Source organism: Janthinobacterium sp. AD80, from assembly GCF_002878455.1.
GTDB lineage: Bacteria > Pseudomonadota > Gammaproteobacteria > Burkholderiales > Burkholderiaceae_D > Janthinobacterium.
In genome coordinates, this window is the sequence record NZ_NRDQ01000039.1 from 15,756 (window position 1) to 39,996 (window position 24,241).

Below are 24,241 nucleotides of genomic sequence, written 5' to 3' on the forward strand. Positions count from 1 at the left end.
CACGATGTTGCCTGAAGAGTCTGCAGTCACGCCGGAAGCCGACGCTTCCGGCGCCGGCGCAGTCATCGAGTCGCCCCAACCTGTCGCTGACGGCGACGGCAGCGGCGACCCTGCAGCATCCGCCACGGCAGTAACGGACGCGGCGCCCGCCGCCGACCCGCTGGGCATCGCCCGCCTGTATGGCGAGCCGATGATGCGCATGCCGACGGACTTGTACATTCCGCCGGACGCGCTGGAAATCTTCCTCGAAGCCTTCGAAGGCCCGCTCGACTTGCTGCTCTACCTGATCCGCAAGCAAAACTTCAACATTCTCGATATCCCGATGGCGCAGGTAACCCTGCAATATCTGAAATATGTCGACCAGATCCGCGTGCGCAACCTGGAACTGGCGGCCGAGTATCTGTTGATGGCGGCCATGCTGATCGAGATCAAGTCGCGCATGCTCTTGCCTTCGCGCAAGAGCGACGTCGAGGAAGATGGCGGCGACCCCCGAGCCGAACTGGTGCGCCGCCTGCTCGAGTACGAGCAGATCAAGCTGGCCGCCTACGACCTGAACGCCATCCCGCAGTTCGAGCGCGATTTCGTGCGCACGCAGATTTTCATCGAGCAAAGCCTGACACCCACCTGGCCCGACGTGGAACCGGTGGACTTGCAGCAGGCGTGGCTCGACGTGCTGAAACGCGCCAAGCTGACCCAGCATCACCGCATCAGCCGCCAGGAACTGTCCGTGCGCGAGCACATGTCGAGCATCCTGCGCCACTTGCAATCGTCGCGCTTCGTGGAATTCAGCGAACTGTTCGACATTGCCGGCGGCGTGCCCGTGGTGGTGGTCAATTTCGTTGCCCTGCTGGAACTGGCCAAGGAAACCCTGATCGAAATCACGCAAGCCGAACCGTTTGCACCCATCTACGTCCGGCTGGCCTATTCGCCTGCCTGACTCCCTCCCTTTGTCACTGACCACCGTACAACGGGGTTTTAGCGAAAGCAATCCATGAAAATTATTTCCGACATCGAAGAATTGCGCGACCAGCTCAGCGGACAGCTGCGCACGGCATTTGTCCCCACCATGGGCAACCTGCATGAAGGCCATCTGTCGCTGATGCGCCTGGCACGCAAGCATGGCGACCCCGTCGTCGCCTCGATCTTCGTGAACCGCCTGCAATTCGGCCCGAACGAAGACTTTGAAAAATATCCGCGCACCATGGCCGCCGATATCGCCAAGCTGGAAAAGGAAGGTGTGTACGTGCTGTTCGCGCCAACGGAAAAGGAACTGTATCCGGAACCGCAGGAATACCGCGTGCGCCCGCCCGATGACCTGGGCAATACGCTGGAAGGCGAATTCCGCCCCGGTTTCTTCGAAGGCGTGTGCACCGTCGTCACCAAGCTGTTTTCGTGCGTGGGCCCACGCGTGGCCGTGTTCGGCAAGAAGGATTACCAGCAGCTGATGATCATCCGCAACATGGCGCGCCAGTTCGCGCTGCCGACGGAAATCATCGCCGCCGAGACGTACCGTGCAGACGATGGCTTGGCCTTGTCGTCGCGCAATATGTACCTGTCTGAAAGTGAGCGCGCGGAAGCGCCGGAACTGTTCAAGGGCCTTAATTTCGTCGCCGAGGAAGTACGCAAGGGCAACCTGGCCGTGGAAGAACTGGAACAGGCGGCCATGCGGCTGCTGGACGGCCGCGGCTGGAAATCGGACTACATCGCCGTGCGCAAGCGCGCCAACCTGCAAGCGCCGAACGCGGCAGAGCTGGCCGCTGGTGAACCGCTGGTGGTGCTGGCCGCCGCCAAGCTGGGACAGACGCGCCTGATCGACAACCTGGAGATTTGACAGGGTCTTTTCAGCATCACCACGACGGGGCCATACGGCCCCGTTCTCTTATGTGTGCTACTTTTCCAGCCCTACCAGCCTGAGCTCGGCGTACAACGCCTTGCCCCTGCCACGCGCCGCCTGCAGCATGTCATAGCTGGCCGCATCGAGCACGATTTCCTGGCCACCCCACAGCTTGCGCTGGTGCGCGGGCAATCTCAGGCTGCGCAGCATGGCGCGTGCCTGCGCCGGATCGGCAGCCAGCAGGCGGATGGCGCGCGCGTGGCGCCGCATCCCCGTCAGGATGGGTAAGCCGCCCTGCGGGCCGCTCTGGCTCAGGCTGACATAGTCGTGGCCACCCACGCGGTGCAGATAGGCATGCCTGCCATCGCCTTCACCGTCGTTGGCCGGCGGCACGGCGGCTTCCTGGGCATCGGACGGCGGCGCTTCATTGCCGACTGACGCAACAGACGCCACCGGCGCAACCGGCGCGACGGCGGCTTGTTCAAGGCTCACGCCGCAAGCGGCCAGCAAGGCCGTGCTCAGGGCAAAAAATAATACGGGTGCTCGGCGCATGCTGCGCTCCTTCTTGTCGGGGGCGGGGACAAAGGGGAAATACTGCAGCGATCATGGGCCAAATTATTTGACGTTTAAAGTTAACTTTGGGAAATATTTTATTCCTTTGCGCAATCTTGCAGTCAGCATCATATTGCCGGGCCTGCATCAGGCAGCGCAACAATGATTATTAACAGAAATTGCACACTGAAGCCAGATACACCATCTTTATCCATCCGAAAATAAAGACCACAATGGCGCCACTGGCTCTTATCCCGGGCCTCCCACCACACAGGAGAAGCACCATGCACACCGCATCCACCCACGCCAAGGTTGCCATCGTCACGGGCGCGTCGCGCGGCATAGGCGCGGCCATCGCCCGCCGCCTGGCACGCGACGGCATGCAGGTCGTCGTCAATTACGCCAGCGGCAAGGTGGCGGCGGAGCAGCTGGTTGCCGCCATCGCCGCCGATGGCGGGCAAGCCATCGCCGTGCAAGCCAACGTGGCCGATGCGGCCGAGGTGCAAGCGCTGTTCGATGCGGCCGTGGCAGCCTTCGGCGGCGTCGACGTGCTGGTCAATAATGCGGGCATCATGCCGCCAACGCTGCCCACCCTGGCCGACACGGACGACGCCACCTTCGACAGCCTGTTCTCCATCAACGTCAAGGGCAGCTTCAACACCATGCGCCAGGCGGCGGCGCGCCTGCGCCACGGCGGCAGCGTGGTCAATTTTTCGACCAGCGTGATCGGCCTGGCCCTGCCCGGCTACGCCGTCTACGGTGCCACCAAGGCGGCCATCGAGACAATGACGAATATCTTCGCCAAGGAATTGCGCGGCAAGCACATCACCGTCAACGCCGTGGCCCCCGGCCCCACGGCCACGGCGCTATTCCTGAACGGCAAGACGCAAGAAACCATCGAACGCATGAGCAAGATGGCGCCGCTGGAACGCCTGGGCACGCCGGACGACATCGCCGCCGCCGTGGCTTTTCTGGCAGGGCCGGATGGGCGGTGGATCAACGGGCAAACCCTGCGCGCGAATGGCGGCCTGGTGTAAGCAAGACGCAAGCTGACGAAAAAAAACGCTGCCAGTTCGCACTGGCAGCGTTTTTCCTGATAACGGTCAGACCCGGATCAAGCGCCGGCTTTTTCCAGCTTCTCGAAAATCTTGTTCAGCTTTTCATCCAGGGTCGCGGCCGTGAACGGCTTGACCACATAACCGCTGGCGCCCGCTTGCGCGGCGGCGATGATGTTTTCCTTTTTCGCTTCAGCCGTCACCATCAGCACGGGCAGCTTGGCCAGTGCCGGATCGGCGCGGATATGCTGCAGCATCGTCAGGCCATCCATGTTCGGCATGTTCCAGTCCGAGACAACGAAATCGTAGGATTCCGCGCGCAGCTTGGCCAGGCCCATGACGCCGTCTTCCGCCTCGTCGACGTTGGCATAACCCAGTTCCTTCAACAGATTCCGGACAATGCGGCGCATCGTCGAAAAATCGTCAACGACTAAAAATTTCATCTTTGGATCAGCCATGAATAACTCCGTTGTTTCTGTAGCGGTTTGTTAATAATATCGACATGAATGCCGACATTATGGTCGACACTACGGCAGCAAGTTGTAGGATAGCATTTTCGTTGCTTTTAGGCGAACAAACTTGCCTCAGATCATATAAAACGTGGCTTACACGCGCAAAGCACGCATGCCATGTGCCGCCAGATGGCCCAGCACCATGCCGGGCAGCGCCGTCAGGGCGCCGACCTCATGTGCAGCACCGATGGCAATCGCCTCGCGCGGCATGCCAAACACCACGCAACTGGCTTCATCCTGGGCGAAATTATACGCTCCTGCGGCCTTCATCTCCAGCATGCCCTGCGCGCCATCCTTGCCCATGCCGGTAAGGATCACGCCGACGGCATTCTTGCCGGCCGATTGCGCGGCCGAGCGGAACAGCACGTCGACGGACGGGCGGTGGCGGTTCACCGGTTCTCCCTGGTCGATCTTGGTCATGTAGTTGGCGCCGCTGCGCGTCAGCGTCAGGTGCGAATGGCCGGGCGCGATGTAGGCGTGTCCCGGCAGCACGCGTTCACCGCCCGCCGCTTCCTGCACCGAGATCTTGCACAGCGAATCAAGGCGGCGCGCGAACGAACGGGTAAACCCTTCGGGCATGTGCTGCGTGATCAGGATGCCGGGACAATCGGACGGCATCTGCATGAGGAATTCGCGGATCGCTTCCGTGCCGCCCGTCGAGGCACCCACGATGATCAGCTTTTCGCTCGACGTCAGCGGGCTGCGCAAGGCAGGCAGCGGCGCGGCCGTCTTGTCGCCGGCCGACGGCAGGGTGCGCGCGCGGATGCGTGCTTTCGAGGCGGCGCGGATTTTGTCGGCGATCATGTCCGTGTATTCGCGCATGCCGCTCTGGATCGAAATCTTCGGCTTGGTGACGAAATCGACGGCGCCCAGTTCCAGCGCGCGCATGGTGATTTCCGAACCGCGCTCCGTCAGCGACGACACCATCAGCACCGGCATCGGGCGCAAACGCATCAGCTTTTCCAGGAAATCGAGGCCATCCATCTTCGGCATCTCGACGTCCAGGGTCAGCACGTCGGGATTGGTCTGCTTGATCATCTCGCGCGCCACCAGCGGGTCGGGCGCCGCGCCCACCACTTCCATGTCGGGCTGGCTATTCACGATCTCCGTCATGACGCTGCGGATCAGCGCCGAGTCATCCACGATCAATACCTTGATCTTCATAGTTTTCCTTCCAGGCCTTGCGGCCCTTATTCTTTATTAAATTAGTACACCGGACAAACCGCCGCAAGCCGCACAGCGCGATGCGCAGCAGCTTTGGTCTGGCGTTATCAGAACAGCTCGACCTCGCCGCCGACCGGCGCCACCTTGAGGCGGCTGGCGTAATCGAGTTCGCGGCGGACCAGCGTATCGTTATGCGTCTGCATCAGCTTTTTCACCAGCACCTTGCCGCTGCGGGGGAAAAAATACACTTTTCGGGGATGGATGTCGTTCAGGTCTTCCGCCACCACGCGCATTTTCTCCGCCTTCAGGTAGTTGATGACGAAGGCAGCATTGCGCTCGCCGACGTTGATCGCCGTGAAGCCGCGCAGCACGGCGCCGCCGCCGAATACCTTCGCTTCCATGTTTTCGCGCCGCGCGCCCGCCTTCAGCAGATCATTGATCAGGATCTCCATGGCGTAGGTGCCATAGCGCATGGAGGCCGAGATCGGGCTGTTCGGATCGCTGCCGCCATCCGGCAGCATGAAATGGTTCATGCCGCCCAGGCCAGTCACGCGATCGCGGATGCAGGCCGATACGCAGGAGCCGAGCACGGTAACGATAAGCATGTCCTTGTTGGTGAAGTAGTACTCACCAGGCAGGATCTTGGCGGCGTCACAATTGAACGTCCTGTCGTAATAGACGTTAGTGGCAAATTGCTCTTTGGGTTCCAGGCTCATATTTCACTCTCATGTACGATGCGACGATGCCTTGGGTGCGCTGCCCCGTGGCTGGTCGAGCTCATAGACTGTTTTACCGCGCAGCTTCAATGAATCCGACACGTACAGAAAATTCTCCGAATGTCCCGCGAACAGCAGGGCATCGGGTTTCATCAATGGCACAAAGCGCGACAGGATCTTGCGCTGGGTCGCCTTGTCAAAATAAATCATCACGTTGCGGCAGAAGATGACATCGAACTGCCCCGTCAACGGCCAGCTGTCGGCCAGCAGGTTGAGCGGCTTGAAGGTGATCATCTGGCGCAGTTCCGGGCGCACCCTGACCTGCCCCTCGCGGTCGCCCTTGCCGCGCAAGAAAAAGCGCCGCGCGCGGTCGGCCGGCATCTTGTCCAGGCGGTCCAGGTTGTAGACGCCATTGGCGGCCGTGGCCAGCACGTTCGTGTCGATATCCGTGGCGATGATGGTCACCGGCGGCGTAAGCGTATTGAACGCCTCGCACACCGTCATGGCGATCGAATACGGCTCTTCGCCGGTGGAACTGGCCGAACACCAGATGGTGATCGGCCCGCTCAGTTTCTTCACGTGTTCGGCCAGCAGCGGGAAGTGGTGCGCCTCGCGGAAGAAGGACGTCAGGTTGGTCGTCAGCGCATTCGTGAACGCTTCCCACTCGTCGCCCATGCGGCCCGCTTCCAGGTCGTCCAGATAGCGGACGAACGAGGAAATGCCGGTCGCGCGCAGGCGCCGCGCCAGGCGGCTGTAGACCATCTCCTGCTTGCTGTCGGCCAGCGCGATGCCGGCCCGCTTGTAAATCATGGCGCGGACCCGCTCGAAGTCCTTGCCGGTGAAATCAAATTCCTTGACCGAATCCGTTTTAGTTTGCGGCATTTGTTTTTACCTCTCCATAACTACTCTGAACAATGCCTTTGCAGTATAACTAGCGGGGCCGGGAATACCTTAGAACTCTTCCCAATCGTCGCCGCCGGCTGCCGCCAGCTTTTTTGCGGATGGCGGCGTGGCGGTCTTCACCGCCTGCGCCACCCGCTTGCCACTTGCCGCCTTGAGGGCCGGACGCGCCGCCACCGCCTTGACTTGCGCGGGGATGGCTGCCTGCACCTGCTGATGCTCGCTGCCAAGCTTGAAGATGCTGACGGCATCGGCCAGCTTCTGCGCCTGGTCCTGCATGCTCTCGGCGGCGGCCGCCGCTTCCTCGACCAGCGCCGCGTTCTGCTGCGTCATCTGGTCCATCTGCGCGATGGCCTGGTTCACTTCCTCGATGCCATGGCTTTGCTCCTGCGTCGCCGCCGTGATCTCGCCCATGATATCGGCCACTTGCCGGATCGACGTGACAATCAGGCCCATGGTCTGTCCTGCCTCGTCCACCAGACGGCTGCCGGCGTCGACCTTGTCGACCGAATCGCCGATCAGGCCCTTGATCTCTTTCGCCGCGCCGGCGGAGCGCTGTGCAAGATTACGCACTTCGGAGGCCACCACGGCAAAGCCGCGTCCCTGCTCACCCGCGCGCGCCGCCTCGACAGCCGCATTCAGGGCCAGGATATTCGTCTGGAAGGCGATACCGTCGATGACACCGATAATATCGACGATCTTGCGCGAACTGTCCTTGATGGAACCCATCGTATCGACCACTTGCGCTACCACCTTGCCGCCCTGCTGCGCCACCGACGACGCCGATACGGCCAGCTGGTTGGCCTGGCGCGCATTGTCCGCGTTCTGCTTCACGGTCGACGTCAGTTCTTCCATTGACGATGCCGTCTCTTCCAGCGAACTGGCCTGCGTTTCCGTGCGCGCCGACAGGTCGGCGTTGCCGCTGGCGATCTCGCGCGATGCCACGGTGATCGTCTGCGTGCCATTGCGCACGTCGCTGACCGTCTTCACCAGGCTCTCGTTCATGTCCTTGAGCGCCTGCTGCAGCGCGCTCGTTTCATCCTTGCCTTCGACCACCACGCGCGAAGTGAGTTCCCCCGCCGCCACTTTCTGCGCCACGGCCAGGGCGCCGGACAGCGGCACCGTGATCGAGCGGGTGATGAAGATGGCGCACCAGGCGCCGATCGCCACCGCCGCGCCGCCCAGGATGAACAGTACCAGCATCAGGCGCGCATCGGCCGCCAGCGAGCCATCCATGAAACTTTGCTGCGCCACGTGCTGCAAGTCGAGCAGCTTGTTGATATCGGCCAGGGTCTTCTTGTTCAAGGGATCGATGCGCGTGGCGATGACCTTGGCCGCGCCTTCGCTGTTAAACGCCAGCACCTGCCCCATCGCTTCCTTGAAGGCGGCATCGACTTCGCCGTCGACCTTAGCGATGTTGGCCAGCAGCGCCTTTTCGCTGTCGGACAGTCCCAGGCTGGCCAGCTTGCCGCGCGCGCCGTCATAGACCTTGCGGTGCTCGCGCACCTTGCCCTCTTCCACCTGCATCAGGCCCACGTCGCCCTGCAAACCGATATTGCGCATGGCGATACCCGTTTCCAGCATGGCGCTTTTCATCAGCGAGGCCTGCGTATTCTTTTCTCCTGCCAGCGCCAGGCCAGTCAGCAACTCGGCCTTGTTGCGGTAATTCAGCGCATTCGCCGACACGATCACCACCACCAGGATGGCCAGGATGCTGCCAAAACCAATGCCCAACCGCGTACCAATCTTAAAATCGCGCAAACTCATTACAGTCTCCAATATTTATGTGAACGGCGCCCGTTCAACCGGACTGCACCGTGTTATGGCCTGGTCTCTGACGGACCTTGCAGCCTGCCGGCGCGCCTCAGGCTGATGCCCGCGCCAGTACATGCATATCTGTAGTGATTCTTTGCGTGGTAAAACGGCGGCGCACCTGGCGCCGCCCGCCGGCGTTACGCTGCCAGCTTGTCGATCAGGCCCATCTCGCTGCTCGACATCAGCTTGTCGATGTCGACCAGGATCAGCATGCGCTCGTCGATGGTGCCCAGGCCGATCATGTAGTCGGTCGAGAAGGCGGTGCCCATTTCCGGCGCCGGCTTCACCTGCTCCGGCGTCAGGGTGGTGACGTCGGAAACGCTGTCGACCACCATGCCGACGATGCGCCCGCCGATGTTCAGGATGATCACCACCGTGAACTGGTCGTACACGGGCGTGCCCAGGTTGAACTTGATGCGCATGTCGACCACGGGAATGATGATGCCGCGCAGGTTGATCACGCCCTTGATGAATTCAGGCGCATTGGCGATGCGCGTGACGGCTTCGTAGCCGCGGATTTCCTGGACCTTCAGGATATCGATGCCGTATTCTTCGGAGCCCAGGGTAAAGGCCAGGAATTCACGGCCGGCGATATCCTTGCCGTCGCCCGGTTTGCTGCCGGATGCTTGTTGATTATCTGACATGGTGTGTTTTCCTATCTTGATCTATCGGTGTTACGAAAAAATGGACTCGTCCGCCAGCTGGCGGGAGGAGCGGATCAGTGCGGCGACGTCGAGAATCAGCGACACGCCGCCGTCGCCCAGAATGGTGGCGCCGGAAATGCCCACCACCTTGCGGTAATTCGATTCGAGGTTTTTCACCACGACTTGCTGCTGGCCCACCAGGTCGTCGACGAACAGCGCCGCCTTGCGCCCTTCCGTCTCGAGGATCACGCAGATGCCTTCCGACGGGCTGGTAAAGCGCGGCGCGATGTCGAACATCTGGTACAGCGGGATCAGTGGCAGGTATTCGCCGCGCACCTTCACCACCTGGCCGCGGCCAGCGATGTCCTTGATGTCTTCAACGGCCGGCTGCAGCGATTCGATGACAAAGCCCAGCGGTAAAATATACACCTCGTCGCCCACGCGGATCGACATGCCGTCCAGAATGGCCAAGGTCAGCGGCAGCGAGATGGAAATCGTCGTGCCAAAACCCTTGGCCGAGCGGATGTCGACGACGCCGCCCATGGCGCTGATATTGCGCTTGACGACATCCATGCCCACGCCGCGGCCCGACACGTCGGTGACGGCTTCGGCGGTGGAAAAGCCGGGCGCGAAGATCAGCTGCCATACTTCGGCGTCGCTCATCGTGTCCGACACGTCCAGGCCCTGCTGCATGGCCTTGGCCAGGATGCGCTCGCGGTTCAGGCCAGCGCCGTCATCGGACACCTCGATGATGATGTTGCCGCCCTGGTGGCTGGCCGACAGGAACAAGCGACCCGCTTCCGTCTTGCCGGCGGCCACGCGGGCGGCCGGCATTTCCACGCCATGGTCGATACTGTTGCGCACCAGGTGCGTCAGCGGATCGACGATGCGCTCGATGAGGCCCTTGTCGAGTTCCGTGGCGGCGCCGTTGGTGATGAAATCGACCTTCTTGCCCAATTTGGTGGCCAGGTCGCGCACCATGCGCGGGAAGCGCGAGAAGACGAAATCCATCGGCATCATGCGGATCGACATTACCGCTTCCTGCAAGTCGCGCGTATTGCGCGTCAGGTGGCTGACGCTGTCGAGCAGTTTTTCATGCAGCATCGGATCGAGCGCGCCGGCGCGCTGCTCGATCATGGCTTGCGTGATCACCAGCTCGCCCACCAGGTTGATCAGCTGGTCGACTTTCTCGATCGAGACGCGAATCGACGACGATTCGGCACCTGCCTTGTCGCCCTCTTTCTTGGCCGGCTTCTTGTCCTGCTCCGCGTCGGCGGCAGCCACGACAGCGACCGGCGCCGCAACGGCGGGACTGGCCTTGGCAGCGTCGGCGCGGATCTGCTCCAACGGCTGGAAGAAACCATAACCGCGTTCGGCGTCGCTCTGCACGCCGGCCGCGGCGCGGATGTCTTCGAGCGGCTGGAAAAAGCCATAGCCGGGGTCCGCCGGCGCCTGCGCGGCGGTGGGCGCACCCGGCAACGGGTCGAAGAAACCGTAGCCCTGGGCTTTTTCCTGGGCCGCGCGGGTCGCATCGGCTTCGCCTGGCGCCAGAGGCGGCGCCTGCGTGATCACCATGTCGTCCGGATTGAGCACGAAGGAGCAGATGGCCAGGATATCGTCCAGGCTTTCATGCGTCGTCACTTCCAGCACCTTGCGCGCGTCGGCCAGGCTTGACACCACGACGTCGCCCAGCAAGCCCAGTTCGGCCGCCAGCGCTTCGACTTCGCGCTCTTCCATCTGCGGCAGCTCGAGGCGGAAACGCTGGCCGCCGGCATGGCTGACGACTTCCTTTTCCGCCGTGTGGAAAGCCGGCGCGACAGGCGTGAGCGCCGCCATCGGCACATCCTGCGAAAACGACTGCAGCATCATGCGCACATCGGCGACGGCATCCTGGTCGACCGGGCTGCCCAGGCGGTGGCCGTCGAGCTGCATCTTGAGGATATCCTTGGCCGCCAAAAAGGCGTCGACGTGTTCCGCCGTCAGGGCCATCTGGCCCTGGCGGATGCGGTCGAGCAGGGACTCGAGGATATGCGTTACCTCGCTCATGTCGGAGAGGCCGAACGTCGATGCGCCCCCCTTGATCGAATGGGCGGTGCGGAAAATGGCATTCAGGTCTTCGGCGTCGGGCGCCGCAATATCGACGGCCAGCAGCAGCCGTTCTTTTTCAGCCAGCAGTTCTTCGGCCTCATCGAAAAAGACCTGAAAAAACTGGCTAATATCGATGGTCATAGGGTGACTCCGTCATGTGCATCGTTGCGCTGCGCGGCTGGCATCAGCCAATCACCTTCTTGACCACTTCGATCAGGCGTTGCGGATCGAACGGTTTCACCAGCCAGCCATTGGCGCCGGCGGCACGCCCCTTCGACTTCATTTCATCCGACGATTCCGTCGTCAGCATCAGGATGGGCACCTTCTGGTAGGTTGGCAGTTCACGCAGCAGCTTGATCAGCTCCAGGCCGTCCATGCGCGGCATGTTCTGGTCCGTCAACACCAGGTCCACGGTTTGCAGCTTGGCTTTTTCCAGTCCATCCTGGCCGTCAACGGCCTCCACCACCTGGTAACCGGCGGCTTTCAGGCTGAACGCCACCATCTGGCGCAATGAGCTGGAATCGTCCACTGCAAGTATCGTTTTGGCCATCTTTGCTCCCACTTGTTCCGGGCATCCTGCCCGAATATTTGATTAATCAATCCATGCAACCGCAAGCGTTCCGCATCCTCATGCTAGAACAGCTCGATGTCGCCGCTTTCCAAATGCTGTTGACTGACAGCCTTGCGCAGCACGCTGCGCAACTCCAGGCTTTGAATCGCCAGCGCCATGCTGACCCGCCCCAGCAAGGCGACAATCTCTTCGTTGTCGCTCTCCGGCAGCATTTCCGCACCATGCGAACCCAGGGTTCCCAGGAACTCGCGCAAGCCCGTCACGCGCTTCAGGGTGCGTTCGATCAGCTGGCTGGTCATGTCCTGGAACTGCAGGCTGGTGATGGCGGCATTCACATAGCCCCCTACCTCATCCTGCAACGCCAGCAGTTTTTCCCGCTGCTGCGCCGGCGGCACGCCGCCTTCGAGCAGCATGGCGATGGTGTCCTGCTGCGCCGCGACGGCCGCATGGATCGCCATGAAATTGAAGGACAGCTTCTCGATCGCCTCTTCCAGCAAGATGCCGGTCTGCACCAGGTCGGTTTCCACCTCCGTCAAGTGCTTGCGGCCATGGTCCGACACGCCAGACAGCAGGCGCTTTACATGCGAGCCAAGTATTTTCTTTCTTGTCATAAAGGTCTCATTGTTTCAATACACCACGCGTTGACGGGCCTTGCGTGTTATTTTTTCGCCGCTGCCGGGCTGGGGACGGGCGCCGCGGGGGGCGGCGAACCGGCTACCAGCCCGGAAGCCACAGCGGCGGAGGCGGCGTCGGTCACCGGCAACTCCATCGCCGAACCATCGCGCAGGACGTTTTCTTCCGTGCGCTTGTTCATGACGATGATGCTGATGCGCCGGTTGATCGGGTTGAACGGGTCGAGCTTGTCCAGGTGCGCGGCCGAACCGAGCCCCACCACGCGCAAGACCTTGTCTTCAATCATGCCGCCGATTACCAGTTCGCGCCGCGACGCATTTGCGCGGTCGGCCGACAGTTCCCAGTTGCTGTAGCCGGCATCGCTCATGTAGGGCGTCGAATCCGTATGGCCGGACAGGCCGATGCGGTTCGGCACCTCATTGAGCACGGAGCCGATGGCATGCAGGATTTCCTTGGTGTACGGTTGCAGATTGGCGTTGGCCAGCGCAAACATCGGACGGTTCTGCTCGTCGACGATCTGGATGCGCAAGCCTTCGCTGGTGATATCGAGCAGCAACTGGTTCTTGTACTTTTTCAGCAGGGGATTGGCGTCGATGGTCGCCTCGATGCGTGCCTTCAGCGCCTGCAGGCGGCGGCCCTCTTCGCGTTCCAGCGCGGCCTTGGCCGAATTGAGGTCGAACGACTTGCGCTGCTGGTCTTCCTGCGCCTTGCGCACCTGGCCATCCTGGCGCGACAGATCCTGGCCGCCGCCCTGGATCACGGAATTGCTTTCGCCGCTGCCGGAGCCGCCCGCCATCGCCACTTTCAGCGGCGTCTTGAAGAATTCGGAGATGCCGTTCAGGTCGCCCTTCGAGGTGGAACCTAACAGCCACATCAGCAGGAAGAAGGCCATCATGGCCGTGACAAAGTCGGCGTAAGCGATTTTCCACGCCCCGCCATGGTGGCCGCCAGCCGTCTTCTTGATACGCTTGACGATAATCGGGCGCATGCCTTCATCGGCCATGGCGTCCCCCTTCCGTGTGCTGCAAATGACTCATGATGTCCAAGCGTGTATTCACTGCTTACTTCGTTTTCGATTTCTTGATGTGGTCTTCCAGCTCGTTGAACGTCGGGCGCTCGGTCGAGAACAGCACTTTGCGGCCGAACTCCACGGCCAGCGCCGGCGCATAGCCGTTCAGGCTGGCCAGCAGGGTGACTTTTACGCACTGGAACATCTTGCTCGACTCTTCCAGCTTCTGTTCCAGCAGGCTGGCCAGCGGCCCGACGAAACCGTAGGCCAGCAGGATGCCGAGGAAGGTGCCGACCAGCGCGTGCGCGATCAGCATGCCCAGCTCGGCCGGCGGGATGCCCACCGATTCCATGGTATGCACCACGCCCATCACGGCGGCGACGATACCGAAGGCGGGCAAGCCATCGCCCACCTTGGCGATCACGTGGGCCGGCACGGCGCCTTCGTGATGGTGCGTCTCGATCTCGTTGTCCATCAGGTTCTCGATCTGGAACGCATCCATGTTCCCCGATACCATCAGGCGCAGGTAGTCGGTCATGAACTCGACGATATGGTGGTCGGCCAGCACGGCCGGATACTTGGAGAACAGCGGGCTTTCCTCCGGCTTGTCGATATCGCCTTCGATCGACATCAAGCCTTCCTTGCGCACCTTGCTGAGCACTTCGAACAGCAGCGACATCAGCTCCATGTACAGCTCTTTGGTATAGCGCGAACCCTTGAACAGGCTGGGCAAGGCGGCGATCGTCGCCTTGATGGCCTTGTTATTGTTACCAACAAGGAAAGCGCCCAGGGCGGCGCCGCCGATCATCAGCAGCTCCAGCGGCTGGAACAGCGCCGCCAGATGGCCGCCCGCCATGGCGAAGCCGCCAAATACCGAGGCGCAAACGATGATGTATCCGATTATGACTAACAAGTGCCCTGACTCCCAAATAAGACCGGGCTTGCGCGCCCGGCATGCTCTAAGCAGTTCCCGGCGGCCTGCGGCTGTGCCGCGGGCGGGGAACAGCGACAAAAAAGTAACCAAAGGTAGATTGAAACGACCTGCATTTCAACACTATCCTGAGAAAATGCCGTGTGGAACTACAATAACGTGAGATTGCCCTACGGGCAAGCAAATAACGCAGACAATTGCTTAAAAGCACCATATGTAGAGCAAGGGGCCACGCTCTGTGGCGGCAATGGTCTTATCGGGTGCACGCGCGGCAATCTTGAATTCGTAACTAAGAAGCATGCTACCGGGCAACATTTCCGCTTCCGCCTTGCGCCACAGGGCCGCCATCGCCGCCGGCGACAGGTAGGCGAACACCGCATCGTACTGGCTGAAATCGAGTGATTCGTAGTCGCCGCGCAGGAAACGCGCACGGCTGCCTGCCAGTTTCGCGCGCAGGCGGCTCACCAGCCACGGCAGCGGCGCCAGTTCGATGCCGTCAAACTGCCCGTCGGGACGGCGCCGCGCCAGGTCCAGCACCAGGCCGCCCAGGCCGCTGCCGATGTCGACCACGCGCACGCCGGGCCGCGCGGCGATCAGTTCCGCCACGGCTTGCCACACCTTCGGCCCCGAGGGATAGAACGGTACTTGCGTGCGGAAGGTGGACCAGTACAAGCTCAGCAGAAAGATAAAAGCCAGCAGGAAGACGATGGGGGGCAAGTCCAGCCGACTGGCGCCCAGCAAGGCGGGCGCGAACAGCAGGCCGATGGCGCACCACCAGCGCGCCAGCCCGGCCCGCCAGGTAATCAGCGCCGCCAGCGCGCCCCTGCACGCCGGCCACGGCCAGCAGCGACAGCCCGACGCCCGGCGCGCGCCAGCGCATACACCAGCAGCAGCATCAGGGGAAAGGCCAGCACCTGGATGAGGATGGCCTTGAGCGCGGGCGCGCGCAGGATCTGTTGCAGCATGGGCAGGTGCATGGAAGAAAACGCCAGTGTAATCGATTGAAGCGTGGCAATGGCGGCAAGAAAAAGCCGGAGCGGTCAGGCGACCGGCTCCGGCTTTCTCTGTATATATATGCTGTGACTCAGGCGGCCACGCCCGGCACCGCGGCGGCCGCTTCGTCGCGCGCCTTCTTGGTCTTGCCGGCACGCGAAGGCATGTGGCACAGGCCGCAGACATAATCGGCGTTGAGGTCTAGGCAATTGACGACAAACTTGCCGCCGCACTTGCCGCACGGCGCCATGTCCAGCATCTTGCTGCTGAAGAAGCGCACGAGGGTCCAGGCGCGGGTCAGCGAGAGCAGCGGTTCTTCGCCCGCTTCCGGCGGCATTTGCTCCAGGTACAGCTTATAGGCCTTCATCACCGCCTCGATGCCGGTGGCGCCGGCGTGGTCGATGAGGAATTTATGGATGTTGATGAACAGCGAGGAATGGATATTCGGCTGCCAGGTGAGGAACCAGTCGGTGGAAAACGGCAGCATGCCCTTGGGCGGCGAGACGCCCTTCAATTCCTTGTACAGATTGAGCAGACGTTCGCGTGACAGCGAGACTTCCGTCTCCAGCAGTTGCAAACGGGCACCCAGCTGTATCAATTCGATGGCCAGCTGAATTTCCTGCGCTTCCGATACGACACTTTTCTTGGCCATGCTAGTTGCTCCGCATTTTACTGATATTGACTACAGGTTTCCGGCAAAATGTTCAGGGCAAGGCGCGCTGCCGAAGCCAGTACAAAGGTACGGCAAGGCAATGCAACGCCGCCATGGACGTCTTGAGGGGAAACCTTAGGCGATTTCTTCGACGCCCTGGCCTGCCATCAGGATGGCGGCATGCGACTGGGCAAGCGAGCGGTCTTTATTGTAGTTCGTCAGCATGCCCAGGATGGCGCTGTCGTCGAAGCGGAAGCGGGCCAGCATCATGTTGCCGCCAGCCAGTTTCAGGATCTGCGCATTGCTCATGCCTTCGATCAGTTCAGCGATGTCGGCGGCAATGCCCAAACGGAAGATGGCGGTCACCTTGTCTGCACGAATCATTTGCTGGGCCAGCATCAGGTAGCTCAGGTTAGCGTCGCGAATCTCGGCCATCATATCGTTAGCAGTCATTTCCATCTCCTCAATCCGTTGAATTCAGCTGGCTTTGTGTGTTGCCAGTGAGATACATTCTGCAGGAGCAACATCAAACGCAACAGAGGCGCAGCTCTGTATTTTTGGTCGGGGAATAGCGGAAAGGACCGTAGGTGTTTGTCTGACAAACACTGCTCGATCATGGTCGCACGCCAGTAACGGCGCGGATTCGGGAGGTATGCAAGGCGTCAGGTTTGACTGACTTTTGACCTGCATTTAATATCACATTTTTACAACAACTTGACCTGAATCAAGCCTATCTACCTATGTAACGGCAACCTCAACAGGAACTTTAGGGGCTTTTTAAAAAATATTTCAACATTCCGGCTGCGGTGTCCTGCCCGATTTCCGCCGTTCATGTATTCATTGACGGCGGCGTTTGCGAGAACTTTAGGGTTTTCTGAAAATATTTTTAAAAATCGTGATTTTTTTCGTTGACGCCCCGCAGTCAGGCCATTTCCGCAGGCCTTACGTGCTGGAAATCTGGCGTTATCGGCGGGATTTGTTACACTGCCAGCTCTTGCGTGATACTTTAAGCTTCAAACAATATCATGCCATCCAGACAAGTATCAACATGAAAGCCACCATGATTTCTCGACACGATTGCAGTGCGCGCGACCTCGACGACCCGCTGGCGCCCCTGCGCCTGCAGTTCGACTTGCCCGCCGGCGTGATTTACCTCGACGGCAACTCGCTTGGCGCGCGGCCGAAAGCGGCGCTGGCCCGCGCCCAGCACGTCATCGCGACCGAATGGGGCACGGACCTGATCCGCAGCTGGAACACGGCCGGCTGGTTCGACTTGCCCAAGCGCCTGGGCGACCGCCTGGCGCCGCTGCTGGGCGCCGCCACGGGCGAAGTGGTGATCACCGACACCACCTCCGTCAACCTGTTCAAGGCCCTGGCCGCCGCCCTGCAGATGCAGGCAAGCGATCCGGCACGTGCCGCGCGGCGCATCATCGTCAGCGAACGCAGCAACTTCCCCACCGACCTGTACATGGCACAAGGCCTGGCGGCCTGGCTGGACCGCGGCTACCAGTTGCGCCTGGTCGACAGTCCTGCGGAACTGGCGCAGGCCATCGATGCCGACTGCGCCGTCGCCATGCTCACGCACGTCAATTACCGCAGCGGCTACCAGCACGACATGGCCGCCATCAGCAGCCATTGCCACGCGCAAGGCGCACTGGCGCTGTGGGACCTGGCCCATTCGGCCGGCGCCGTACCGCTGGACCTGAATGGCGCGGGGGCCGACCTGGCCGTCGGCTGCACCTACAAATACCTGAATGGCGGCCCCGGCTCGCCCGCCTTCATCTGGGTGCCGGAAAAGCACCAGGCACGCTTCCGCCAGCCGCTGTCCGGCTGGTGGGGCCATGCGGCGCCGTTCGCCATGGAGCCGGGCTTCGCGCCGGCCGACGGCATCGCCCGCGCCCTGTGCGGCACGCAGCCGATAGTCTCGCTGGCCCTGGTCGAATGCGGCCTGGAGATCTTTGCGCAAACCAGCATGGACGCCATCCGCCACAAATCGCTGGCCCTGACCGATCTGTTCATCGCCCTGGTGGAACAGCGCTGCGCCAGCCATCCGCTGGGCCTCGTCACGCCGCGCGAGCATGCGCGCCGCGGCAGCCAGGTCAGCTTCACGCATCCGCACGGCTATGCCGTGATGCAGGCGCTGATCGCGCGCGGCGTGATCGGCGACTACCGCGAGCCGGCCATCATGCGCTTCGGCTTCACGCCCCTGTACACCAGCTTTGCCGACGTTTGGGATGCCGTCGAGATCCTGCGCGACATCCTCGACACGCAAGCCTACGACATCGCCGCCAAGCGCGATGCCGTCACCTGAATCCCCCCATGAGCGACGACAAGAATATGAACAAGGAAAACAGCAGCGGCTGCCCCATGCACGCGGGCAGCCAGGATGCACAGTGGCATGGCGCGCAGATGGACTTCAGCGAATCGATGAGCTATGGCAATTACCTGGCGCTCGACCGCATCCTGACGGCCCAGCATCCGCTCTCCCCCAACCACAACGAAATGCTCTTCATCGTGCAGCACCAGACCAGCGAACTGTGGATGAAGCTGATGCTGCACGAAATGCACGCCGTGCGCGCCAACCTGCAAAGCGGCGACCTGGCGCCCGCTTTCAAGATGCTGGCCCGCGTGGCGCGCATCATGGACCAGTTGGTGCACGCCTGGGACGTGCTGGCCACCATGACGCCGCCCGAATACACGGCCATCCGCCCCTACCTGGGCGCCTCGTCCGGCTTCCAGTCCTACCAGTACCGCGAAATCGAATTCATTTTGGGGAACAAGAACGCGGCCCTGCTCAACGTGCATGCCACGGCGCCCGAAACCTACAAGGTGCTGGACGCGGCCCTGCGCACGCCATCCGTCTACGATGAATCCATCAAGCTGCTGGCGCGCAGCGGTCTGCATATCGCCCCGGAACGCCTGGACGCCGACTGGAGCCTGCCGACCGCCGCCGATGCCACCGTCAAGGCGGCCTGGCTGGAAGTCTACCGCGACCCGTCGAAGCACTGGGCCCTGTATGAACTGGCCGAAAAGCTGGTCGACCTGGAGACGGCCTTCCGCTTCTGGCGCTTCCGCCACGTGACGACGGTGGAGCGCATCATCGGCTTCAAGACGGGTACGGGCGGCACGGCGGGCGTGAGCTACTTGCGCAAGATGCTCGACGTGGTATTGTTCCCGGAGCTCTTTGCCTTACGCACGGAGCTCTGAAAATGCCAGATCAAATCTGCTGCGCGGCGCGTCTTGCGGCCTGCGATGCTCACTGTGCTTGCGCACAGCTGCGCGTCTCGGCCACAATGCGTTGCCGCTCGCTACGATTTTATCAGGCATTATAAAAGGAGAAAAAATGATGTCGCCTCTGGTCCTGACCCTGGCCGGCCTGTGGAATTCCGGGCCGCAGCACTGGCAAACCCACTGGGAAGCGCGCCACCCGCAATGGTCGCGCGTGGATCATGGTGAATGGCAGACGCCGGACAAGGACGCATGGGTGGCCGAACTCGATCGCGCCATCGCCGCCTGCCCGCGTCCACCCGTGCTGGCGGCGCACAGCCTGGCCTGCGTGATGGTGGCCCACTGGGCTGCCAGCGGCTCGCCGCACAGGATCGCCGGCGCCTTTTTCGTCGCCCCCAGCGATGTGGATGCCCCCTCCTACCCCGCCGGCACGACGGGCTTTGCACCGATGCCGATGCAAGCCTTGCCGTTTCCGAGCCTGGTGGTCGCCAGCGGCAATGATCCCTACGTCAGCTTCGCGCGGGCGCGCGCGTTTGCCGCCGCCTGGGGCAGCGATTTCACCATGATCGGCGACGCCGGCCATATCAATGGCGATGCCGGCTACGGTCCCTGGCCGGAAGGCGAACAGCTGCTGCTGGACTTCTGCGCCGCGCACCAGCCCTGAGCAGGGCGCGCACGGGCGCACGATAGACGCGCATACATTTGCCGACAAGGAAGAACGCAGGCAGAATCGTGGCCTTTCCATTGCGGCGCCCCGGCGCCAGCCACACGATGAAACGTCTGCTTCTGCCCTTGCTGCTCTGCTCCGCGCTGGCCCACGGCGCGCCCTTTTACGAAGGCAAGAGCCTTGCCCATCCCGCCATCAGCGCCTCGCAGGACAGCGGGCTTGACGTCGCCTTCCTGAAGGAAAAAGATGGCGTGAATGGCTATTACTGCGAGTGCAAGCGCGACACCTCGAAACCCGTCCTGCTCGACCAGTTCGGCAACGCCGTCATCCGCTCCGTCTTCTATGCCTCGCTGGACAAGGAGTCGGACAGCAGCGTGCAGACCATGCTGGTGCTGTTCCGCCAGGACCGCAAGCACGGCTTGCGCGCCTACCGCTACCACCGCGGTTCCGGCAAGTACCGGCGCCTCGATGGCCTGCAGCCGGCACTGGACCGCATCGTGGCGCAAAGCAGCGCGCCCAACGCGGGCCAGGTCAAGGCGGCGCTGGCCAAGCTGGCGCCGATGGACTACAGCGTCGCGCGCGGCAAGAGCGGCAACGCCGACTTCGACGCCATCGATCACACGCAGGGCAGCATCGTCGGCTACTACAACGATGACGGCGAGCCGGTGGCGGCCGGCGGCAAGGACGCCATCACCTACAAGAAAACCTTCCAGAAAAAAGGCGCGCTTTTTCTCACCGCCAGCTACACCCTGTACAGCGACGCGGGCGCGGGCATCCTGCCCAACTACCGCTTGTGGCAAGTGACGTGGGAAACGGCGCCTAAGCAATTCACGGGCAGCGCGGAGGGCCCGTCCGTCATCTACAGCCTGGCCTGGGATGACGGCTCGGTGGTCGAACGGGGCCAGTACCTGAAGGGCAAGCGCCAGGGCCTGTGGGTGCGCGAAGGCATGCACGAAGGCACTGAAAAGGGGCATTTCGTCAACGGCCTGCAAGAGGGCATGTGGTACTTCAACTATCCCAAACAGGGCGAGAGCGGCATGTACCGGGCCGGCAAGCGCGAAGGCCGATGGACGGTCGTGAATTACGCCGATGCGGAGGAAGTGACGGGTTTCGACACCTACGCGGGCGGCCAGCTGAATGGCCCGCATGAGCGCCGCATGGGCGGCAAGGTGCAAACGCGCGGCAACTACGTCGACGGCTCGCGCCATGGGCCGTGGATCACGGAAGACGGCGACGGCAATTTCATCGAAGGCTTGCGCGACGGGCCGTGGAAGCTCAAGCTCAAGGACAAGGCCACGCAAAGCGTCACTTTCGTGAAAGGCAAAAAACAGGGCGAGGCGGTGGACACGGATGCCCAGGGCGCGCTGCGCCAGCGCGACCATTACCAGGCGGGCGTGCTCGAAGGCAGCCGCACGCGCTATCTTGGCCCGGTGGGCAAGGAATACGTCGTCTACACGGCCACCTACCGCAATGGCCAGCTCGATGGCCGCGAACAGGCGTTTGACGACAGCGGCAAGATCCTGCGCCTCGATACCCTGTGGGACAATGGCAAGAAGCAGGGCCTGGACGCGCGCTACTACCCGAACGGCAAGCCCGAACGCCTGGCCGTCGTCGACAAGGGCCGGCTGCTTACCCACCTGCGCGAATACTATGAAGACGGCCAGCTGCTCAACGACATCCACCGCTGCACCTTCAAGGAATACGGCAGCACGCGCGACGACGTGTGCGAATACCACCACATGTACTACCCGGACGGCAAGCCGCAGTACTACTACGCCTTCCAGTACGGCCAGCGCCAGGAAGGCTATTCGAACTACCCGAATGGCAAGCGCAAGGACGAACTGCTGGTCGACCGCGCCGCCGACACCTCCGTCGTCAACGCGTATTACGAAAGCGGCCAGCTCAAATGCACGGAGCCGCGCAGCGGCCACAGCACGCGCACGGTCAACGGCGAGACCATGATCAGCTACGCGTCGGCCGACCGCGATGGCGACAATATCTGCTACCACCCGAACGGCAAGGTGGCCAGCATCTATACCTTCCGCAAACGCGTGCTGGTCGAGTGCGGCAAGCGCTACGACGAGACAGGCAAGCAGACCTTCCCCGGGCCGGAGGGCTGTCCTCCCCCCAGGAAAGTGGACTATCCGATAGGACTATGACGATGACGCAGACACGGCAGCCGCAGCGCATCCACAACCCGGCCAGCATCGATGCGGCCGCCCTGCGCGCCGCCATCGCCGCCGACGGCAAGGTCATCGTGCAGTTCGGCGAACATTTTGATGCGGCACCGCTACTGGCGGACCTCGATGCGCTGGCGGCGGACTGCGGCGCGGCGCTGGAAATCCGCTTCTACGGCTACCACTTCTCGCCGTTCGACGCCGCCATCCTGCGCGCGCTGCCGCATGTGGCCAACCTCTCGCTCGATTGCCATACCAGCGCCATCAACCTGGAGTGCCTGGGCGAACTGCGGCAGCTGCGGCAGCTGCAGCTGGGCGTCTACGAAATGCAGGAACACGACATCCTGGCGCTGGAGAATCTGCGTGCGCTGGAATACCTGAGCCTGGGCGAGACGCGCAAGGCCAACGTCGACCTGGCGCCGCTGCGGCATTGGCCGCAGCTGGCGCAGCTACACACCACGGGCCACGTGAAAAACATCGCCGCCATCACGGTACTGCCCGCGCTGGCGCAGCTGTCGCTGTCGCAGGTCAAGAGCAAGGACGAGGTAGACTTCATCAGCGCCATGCCGGCGCTGGCGCGCCTGCGCTTCATCCTGGGCGGACGCACGTCGGTCGCCCACGTCACGGCGCCGCTGCTGGAAGAACTGGAAGTGGTGCGCGTGCGGGGCCTGGAAGACCTGGGCGACATCGGCCGCTTCCCGCGCTTGCGGCGCCTGGCGGTGGAAGACCAGATCAAGCTGCAGGAAGTGCGCCTGGGGTCCAACCCCGCGCTGGCATGGCTGGTGCTGCGCAACTGCAAGACGCTGGCGCGCCTGCCTGGCCTCGCTGCCCTGCCGGCGCTCGACAACCTGGGCGTGCAGCTGACGCAGCTCGACATCGACGCGCTGCTGGCCGATGGCTTGCCGGCGACACTGACCCACTTGACCCTGGCGACGGGAAAAAGAAAGCGTGACGAAGAAATCCGCGCCCGGATTGAGCAGCTGGGCTACGCCAGGGCGCGCTTTTACTGACGCAGATATGACGGCAGGCTAGCGGCCGGCGGACAGCTTGCGCTGCCACAAGGCCACGTCGATCATCACGCCATCATCGCCGGTGTTGCGGATGTAGACGCGGTAGCTGCCCTGCCCCATGTCGCCATCGAGGTAGGCGGTGCGTTCGTTGCGCTGCACCCGCGCGCCCTTGGCCATCTGCCGGTAGCGCTCGACCACCGTATCGAAACTGGCATAGCTGCGCAGCGCCACTTCCAGGTCGCGCGGCGGACGCCCCTCGGCCTGGTCCAGCACATTGTTCTGTTTTTTGCCCTTCAGGGTGAGCGGATAGGCAAACACGCCGGCGCCGCGCCGAAGTCAGCACCGTGGATTTATCCAGCAGCAGCGGCAGCAGCGCCGGCGGAAACGCGGGCGGCAACTGGGCGCGGTTCCAGCCTGGCAGCGCGGGCCGCGCCAGCACGTATTCGACAGTGGCGATCTTCTGCCCTTCGGCGGCCGTGTCCTTGTCGCCCGCGATCAGCGCCAGCATGGGCGGCAGCTGCCGGGCCCACGCCAGCAGGGGCGCCGCTTCGCCGACCAGCATGCCCTTGCGGTGAAACACCGTCAGTACCGTGTTCGGATCGGGATTGCAGACCTTGGCCAAGGGCTGGCCCCCGAGGCGGCAATGGCCATTGACGAGGCCAAAGGCGACGACGGTGCCGCGCTTGTCGATCAGCATGGCACCCCGTTCGCGGCCCTGGTTGCGGTCATTCATCGAGGCCAGCAACTGGCGGCCGTCGGGCAGCATGGTGCGCGTGGCGTCGCGCTTTTCGCTGATGGCTTCGAGCGCTTGCGCCAGCAGCAATTCATCGTCTTCCGTATAGCTGCCGCGCGCGTAGCCGAAAAAATCAAACAGCGCGGCGCGCACTTGCGGCTCTTCGCTCAGGCGCGGCAAAGGGCCGCCGGCCAGCAGCGAAGCGAGCTTTTTTCCGGAGGCCGGCGATGCCGCCGTACTGGCGCTGGCCGGCAGGGATAGGATGCTGGCGGCCACCAGCAAGGCGCCGCCCAGGGAACGGTATGTCGATAAAGTGATATGCATGTTTCTGTCTGCCCGGGATCTACCCGTTATTCC

Annotated in this window: 27 protein-coding genes; 10 read left to right on the plus strand and 17 right to left on the minus strand. The window is 62.4% G+C overall.

Going from position 1 to position 24,241, the window contains the following annotated elements; genetic code table 11:
* Window positions 1-4 precede the first annotated feature (4 nt).
* Both JaAD80_RS09475 and panC read left to right on the plus strand, forming a co-directional pair.
* Window positions 5-937: a ScpA family protein gene (locus JaAD80_RS09475; protein ID WP_058048495.1), complete on the plus strand. Its 933-nt coding sequence runs from the start codon at window positions 5-7 to the stop codon at window positions 935-937.
* Window positions 938-991: 54 nt separating this feature from the next.
* Complete coding sequence (gene panC / locus JaAD80_RS09480) at window positions 992-1,831, plus strand: pantoate--beta-alanine ligase (RefSeq protein WP_102293939.1); 840 nt, start codon at window positions 992-994, stop codon at window positions 1,829-1,831.
* A 57-nt stretch (window positions 1,832-1,888) separates the two neighbouring features.
* Here the strand turns inward: panC and JaAD80_RS09485 are convergent, their stop codons facing one another.
* Window positions 1,889-2,386, minus strand: coding sequence for a hypothetical protein (locus JaAD80_RS09485; protein WP_102293940.1), 498 nt, complete (start codon window positions 2,384-2,386; stop codon window positions 1,889-1,891).
* A 284-nt stretch (window positions 2,387-2,670) separates the two neighbouring features.
* On the opposite strand from JaAD80_RS09485, the gene JaAD80_RS09490 reads away from it, so the two are divergent.
* Entirely contained in the window at window positions 2,671-3,423 is a 753-nt protein-coding gene (locus JaAD80_RS09490) for an SDR family oxidoreductase (RefSeq protein ID WP_180979355.1), read from the plus strand.
* A 77-nt stretch (window positions 3,424-3,500) separates the two neighbouring features.
* On the opposite strand, the gene cheY is transcribed toward JaAD80_RS09490, so the two are convergent.
* The 15 genes from cheY to flhD form a co-directional block, all read right to left on the minus strand.
* Complete coding sequence (cheY, locus tag JaAD80_RS09495) at window positions 3,501-3,899, minus strand: chemotaxis response regulator CheY (RefSeq protein WP_010396677.1); 399 nt, start codon at window positions 3,897-3,899, stop codon at window positions 3,501-3,503.
* 147 nt (window positions 3,900-4,046) lie between these two features.
* On the minus strand, window positions 4,047-5,117 hold the full coding sequence (locus tag JaAD80_RS09500; RefSeq protein WP_102293942.1) for a chemotaxis response regulator protein-glutamate methylesterase: 1,071 nt from the start codon (window positions 5,115-5,117) through the stop codon (window positions 4,047-4,049).
* A gap of 107 nt (window positions 5,118-5,224) precedes the next feature.
* The gene (gene cheD / locus JaAD80_RS09505; protein WP_102293943.1) at window positions 5,225-5,833 is read right to left on the minus strand and encodes a chemoreceptor glutamine deamidase CheD; all 609 of its coding nucleotides are present in this window, start codon (window positions 5,831-5,833) and stop codon (window positions 5,225-5,227) included.
* A 9-nt stretch (window positions 5,834-5,842) separates the two neighbouring features.
* The gene (locus JaAD80_RS09510) at window positions 5,843-6,715 is read right to left on the minus strand and encodes a CheR family methyltransferase (protein ID WP_102293944.1); all 873 of its coding nucleotides are present in this window, start codon (window positions 6,713-6,715) and stop codon (window positions 5,843-5,845) included.
* A 69-nt stretch (window positions 6,716-6,784) separates the two neighbouring features.
* Window positions 6,785-8,500 (minus strand): methyl-accepting chemotaxis protein, encoded by a 1,716-nt coding sequence (locus JaAD80_RS09515; RefSeq protein WP_102293945.1) that lies wholly within the window; start codon window positions 8,498-8,500, stop codon window positions 6,785-6,787.
* Between the two features lie 185 nt (window positions 8,501-8,685).
* Window positions 8,686-9,192: a chemotaxis protein CheW gene (locus tag JaAD80_RS09520; RefSeq protein ID WP_102293946.1), complete on the minus strand. Its 507-nt coding sequence runs from the start codon at window positions 9,190-9,192 to the stop codon at window positions 8,686-8,688.
* Window positions 9,193-9,222: 30 nt separating this feature from the next.
* On the minus strand, window positions 9,223-11,421 hold the full coding sequence (gene cheA, locus JaAD80_RS09525) for a chemotaxis protein CheA (RefSeq protein WP_102293947.1): 2,199 nt from the start codon (window positions 11,419-11,421) through the stop codon (window positions 9,223-9,225).
* A 43-nt stretch (window positions 11,422-11,464) separates the two neighbouring features.
* On the minus strand, window positions 11,465-11,830 hold the full coding sequence (locus JaAD80_RS09530) for a response regulator (protein WP_034758362.1): 366 nt from the start codon (window positions 11,828-11,830) through the stop codon (window positions 11,465-11,467).
* A gap of 83 nt (window positions 11,831-11,913) precedes the next feature.
* The gene (locus JaAD80_RS09535; protein ID WP_102293948.1) at window positions 11,914-12,462 is read right to left on the minus strand and encodes a chemotaxis protein; all 549 of its coding nucleotides are present in this window, start codon (window positions 12,460-12,462) and stop codon (window positions 11,914-11,916) included.
* 47 nt (window positions 12,463-12,509) lie between these two features.
* Window positions 12,510-13,487: a flagellar motor protein MotB gene (motB, locus tag JaAD80_RS09540; protein WP_102293949.1), complete on the minus strand. Its 978-nt coding sequence runs from the start codon at window positions 13,485-13,487 to the stop codon at window positions 12,510-12,512.
* A gap of 58 nt (window positions 13,488-13,545) precedes the next feature.
* A complete protein-coding gene (motA, locus tag JaAD80_RS09545; protein WP_034758373.1) occupies window positions 13,546-14,406 on the minus strand; it encodes a flagellar motor stator protein MotA in 861 nt (286 codons plus the stop codon).
* A gap of 219 nt (window positions 14,407-14,625) precedes the next feature.
* On the minus strand, window positions 14,626-15,165 hold the full coding sequence (locus JaAD80_RS09550; RefSeq protein WP_258002893.1) for a class I SAM-dependent methyltransferase: 540 nt from the start codon (window positions 15,163-15,165) through the stop codon (window positions 14,626-14,628).
* Between the two features lie 62 nt (window positions 15,166-15,227).
* Window positions 15,228-15,389 (minus strand): hypothetical protein, encoded by a 162-nt coding sequence (locus JaAD80_RS31430; protein ID WP_258002894.1) that lies wholly within the window; start codon window positions 15,387-15,389, stop codon window positions 15,228-15,230.
* A gap of 119 nt (window positions 15,390-15,508) precedes the next feature.
* The gene (flhC, locus tag JaAD80_RS09555) at window positions 15,509-16,069 is read right to left on the minus strand and encodes a flagellar transcriptional regulator FlhC (RefSeq protein ID WP_102293950.1); all 561 of its coding nucleotides are present in this window, start codon (window positions 16,067-16,069) and stop codon (window positions 15,509-15,511) included.
* Window positions 16,070-16,204: 135 nt separating this feature from the next.
* A complete protein-coding gene (gene flhD, locus JaAD80_RS09560) occupies window positions 16,205-16,522 on the minus strand; it encodes a flagellar transcriptional regulator FlhD (RefSeq protein WP_010396649.1) in 318 nt (105 codons plus the stop codon).
* Between the two features lie 607 nt (window positions 16,523-17,129).
* Here flhD and kynU point away from each other — a divergent pair.
* The 5 genes from kynU to JaAD80_RS09585 all read left to right on the plus strand — a co-directional run bounded on the left by kynU (window position 17,130) and on the right by JaAD80_RS09585 (window position 23,151).
* Complete coding sequence (gene kynU / locus JaAD80_RS09565) at window positions 17,130-18,380, plus strand: kynureninase (protein WP_102294027.1); 1,251 nt, start codon at window positions 17,130-17,132, stop codon at window positions 18,378-18,380.
* Between the two features lie 8 nt (window positions 18,381-18,388).
* Complete coding sequence (gene kynA, locus JaAD80_RS09570) at window positions 18,389-19,276, plus strand: tryptophan 2,3-dioxygenase (protein WP_102293951.1); 888 nt, start codon at window positions 18,389-18,391, stop codon at window positions 19,274-19,276.
* A gap of 136 nt (window positions 19,277-19,412) precedes the next feature.
* Window positions 19,413-19,961: an alpha/beta hydrolase gene (locus JaAD80_RS09575; protein WP_308410578.1), complete on the plus strand. Its 549-nt coding sequence runs from the start codon at window positions 19,413-19,415 to the stop codon at window positions 19,959-19,961.
* A 107-nt stretch (window positions 19,962-20,068) separates the two neighbouring features.
* The gene (locus tag JaAD80_RS09580; protein ID WP_146012330.1) at window positions 20,069-22,123 is read left to right on the plus strand and encodes a toxin-antitoxin system YwqK family antitoxin; all 2,055 of its coding nucleotides are present in this window, start codon (window positions 20,069-20,071) and stop codon (window positions 22,121-22,123) included.
* Between the two features lie 2 nt (window positions 22,124-22,125).
* On the plus strand, window positions 22,126-23,151 hold the full coding sequence (locus JaAD80_RS09585) for a hypothetical protein (protein ID WP_102293953.1): 1,026 nt from the start codon (window positions 22,126-22,128) through the stop codon (window positions 23,149-23,151).
* Between the two features lie 18 nt (window positions 23,152-23,169).
* Here JaAD80_RS09585 and JaAD80_RS30625 read toward each other — a convergent pair whose 3' ends face one another.
* Window positions 23,170-23,469 (minus strand): hypothetical protein, encoded by a 300-nt coding sequence (locus JaAD80_RS30625; protein ID WP_102293954.1) that lies wholly within the window; start codon window positions 23,467-23,469, stop codon window positions 23,170-23,172.
* Window positions 23,470-23,495: 26 nt separating this feature from the next.
* On the opposite strand from JaAD80_RS30625, the gene JaAD80_RS30630 reads away from it, so the two are divergent.
* Together JaAD80_RS30630 and JaAD80_RS30635 are read left to right on the plus strand one after the other, a co-directional pair.
* Entirely contained in the window at window positions 23,496-23,726 is a 231-nt protein-coding gene (locus tag JaAD80_RS30630) for a hypothetical protein (RefSeq protein WP_102293955.1), read from the plus strand.
* A gap of 68 nt (window positions 23,727-23,794) precedes the next feature.
* Window positions 23,795-24,145: a hypothetical protein gene (locus JaAD80_RS30635; RefSeq protein ID WP_180979356.1), complete on the plus strand. Its 351-nt coding sequence runs from the start codon at window positions 23,795-23,797 to the stop codon at window positions 24,143-24,145.
* The last annotated feature ends 96 nt before the right edge of the window (window positions 24,146-24,241 follow it).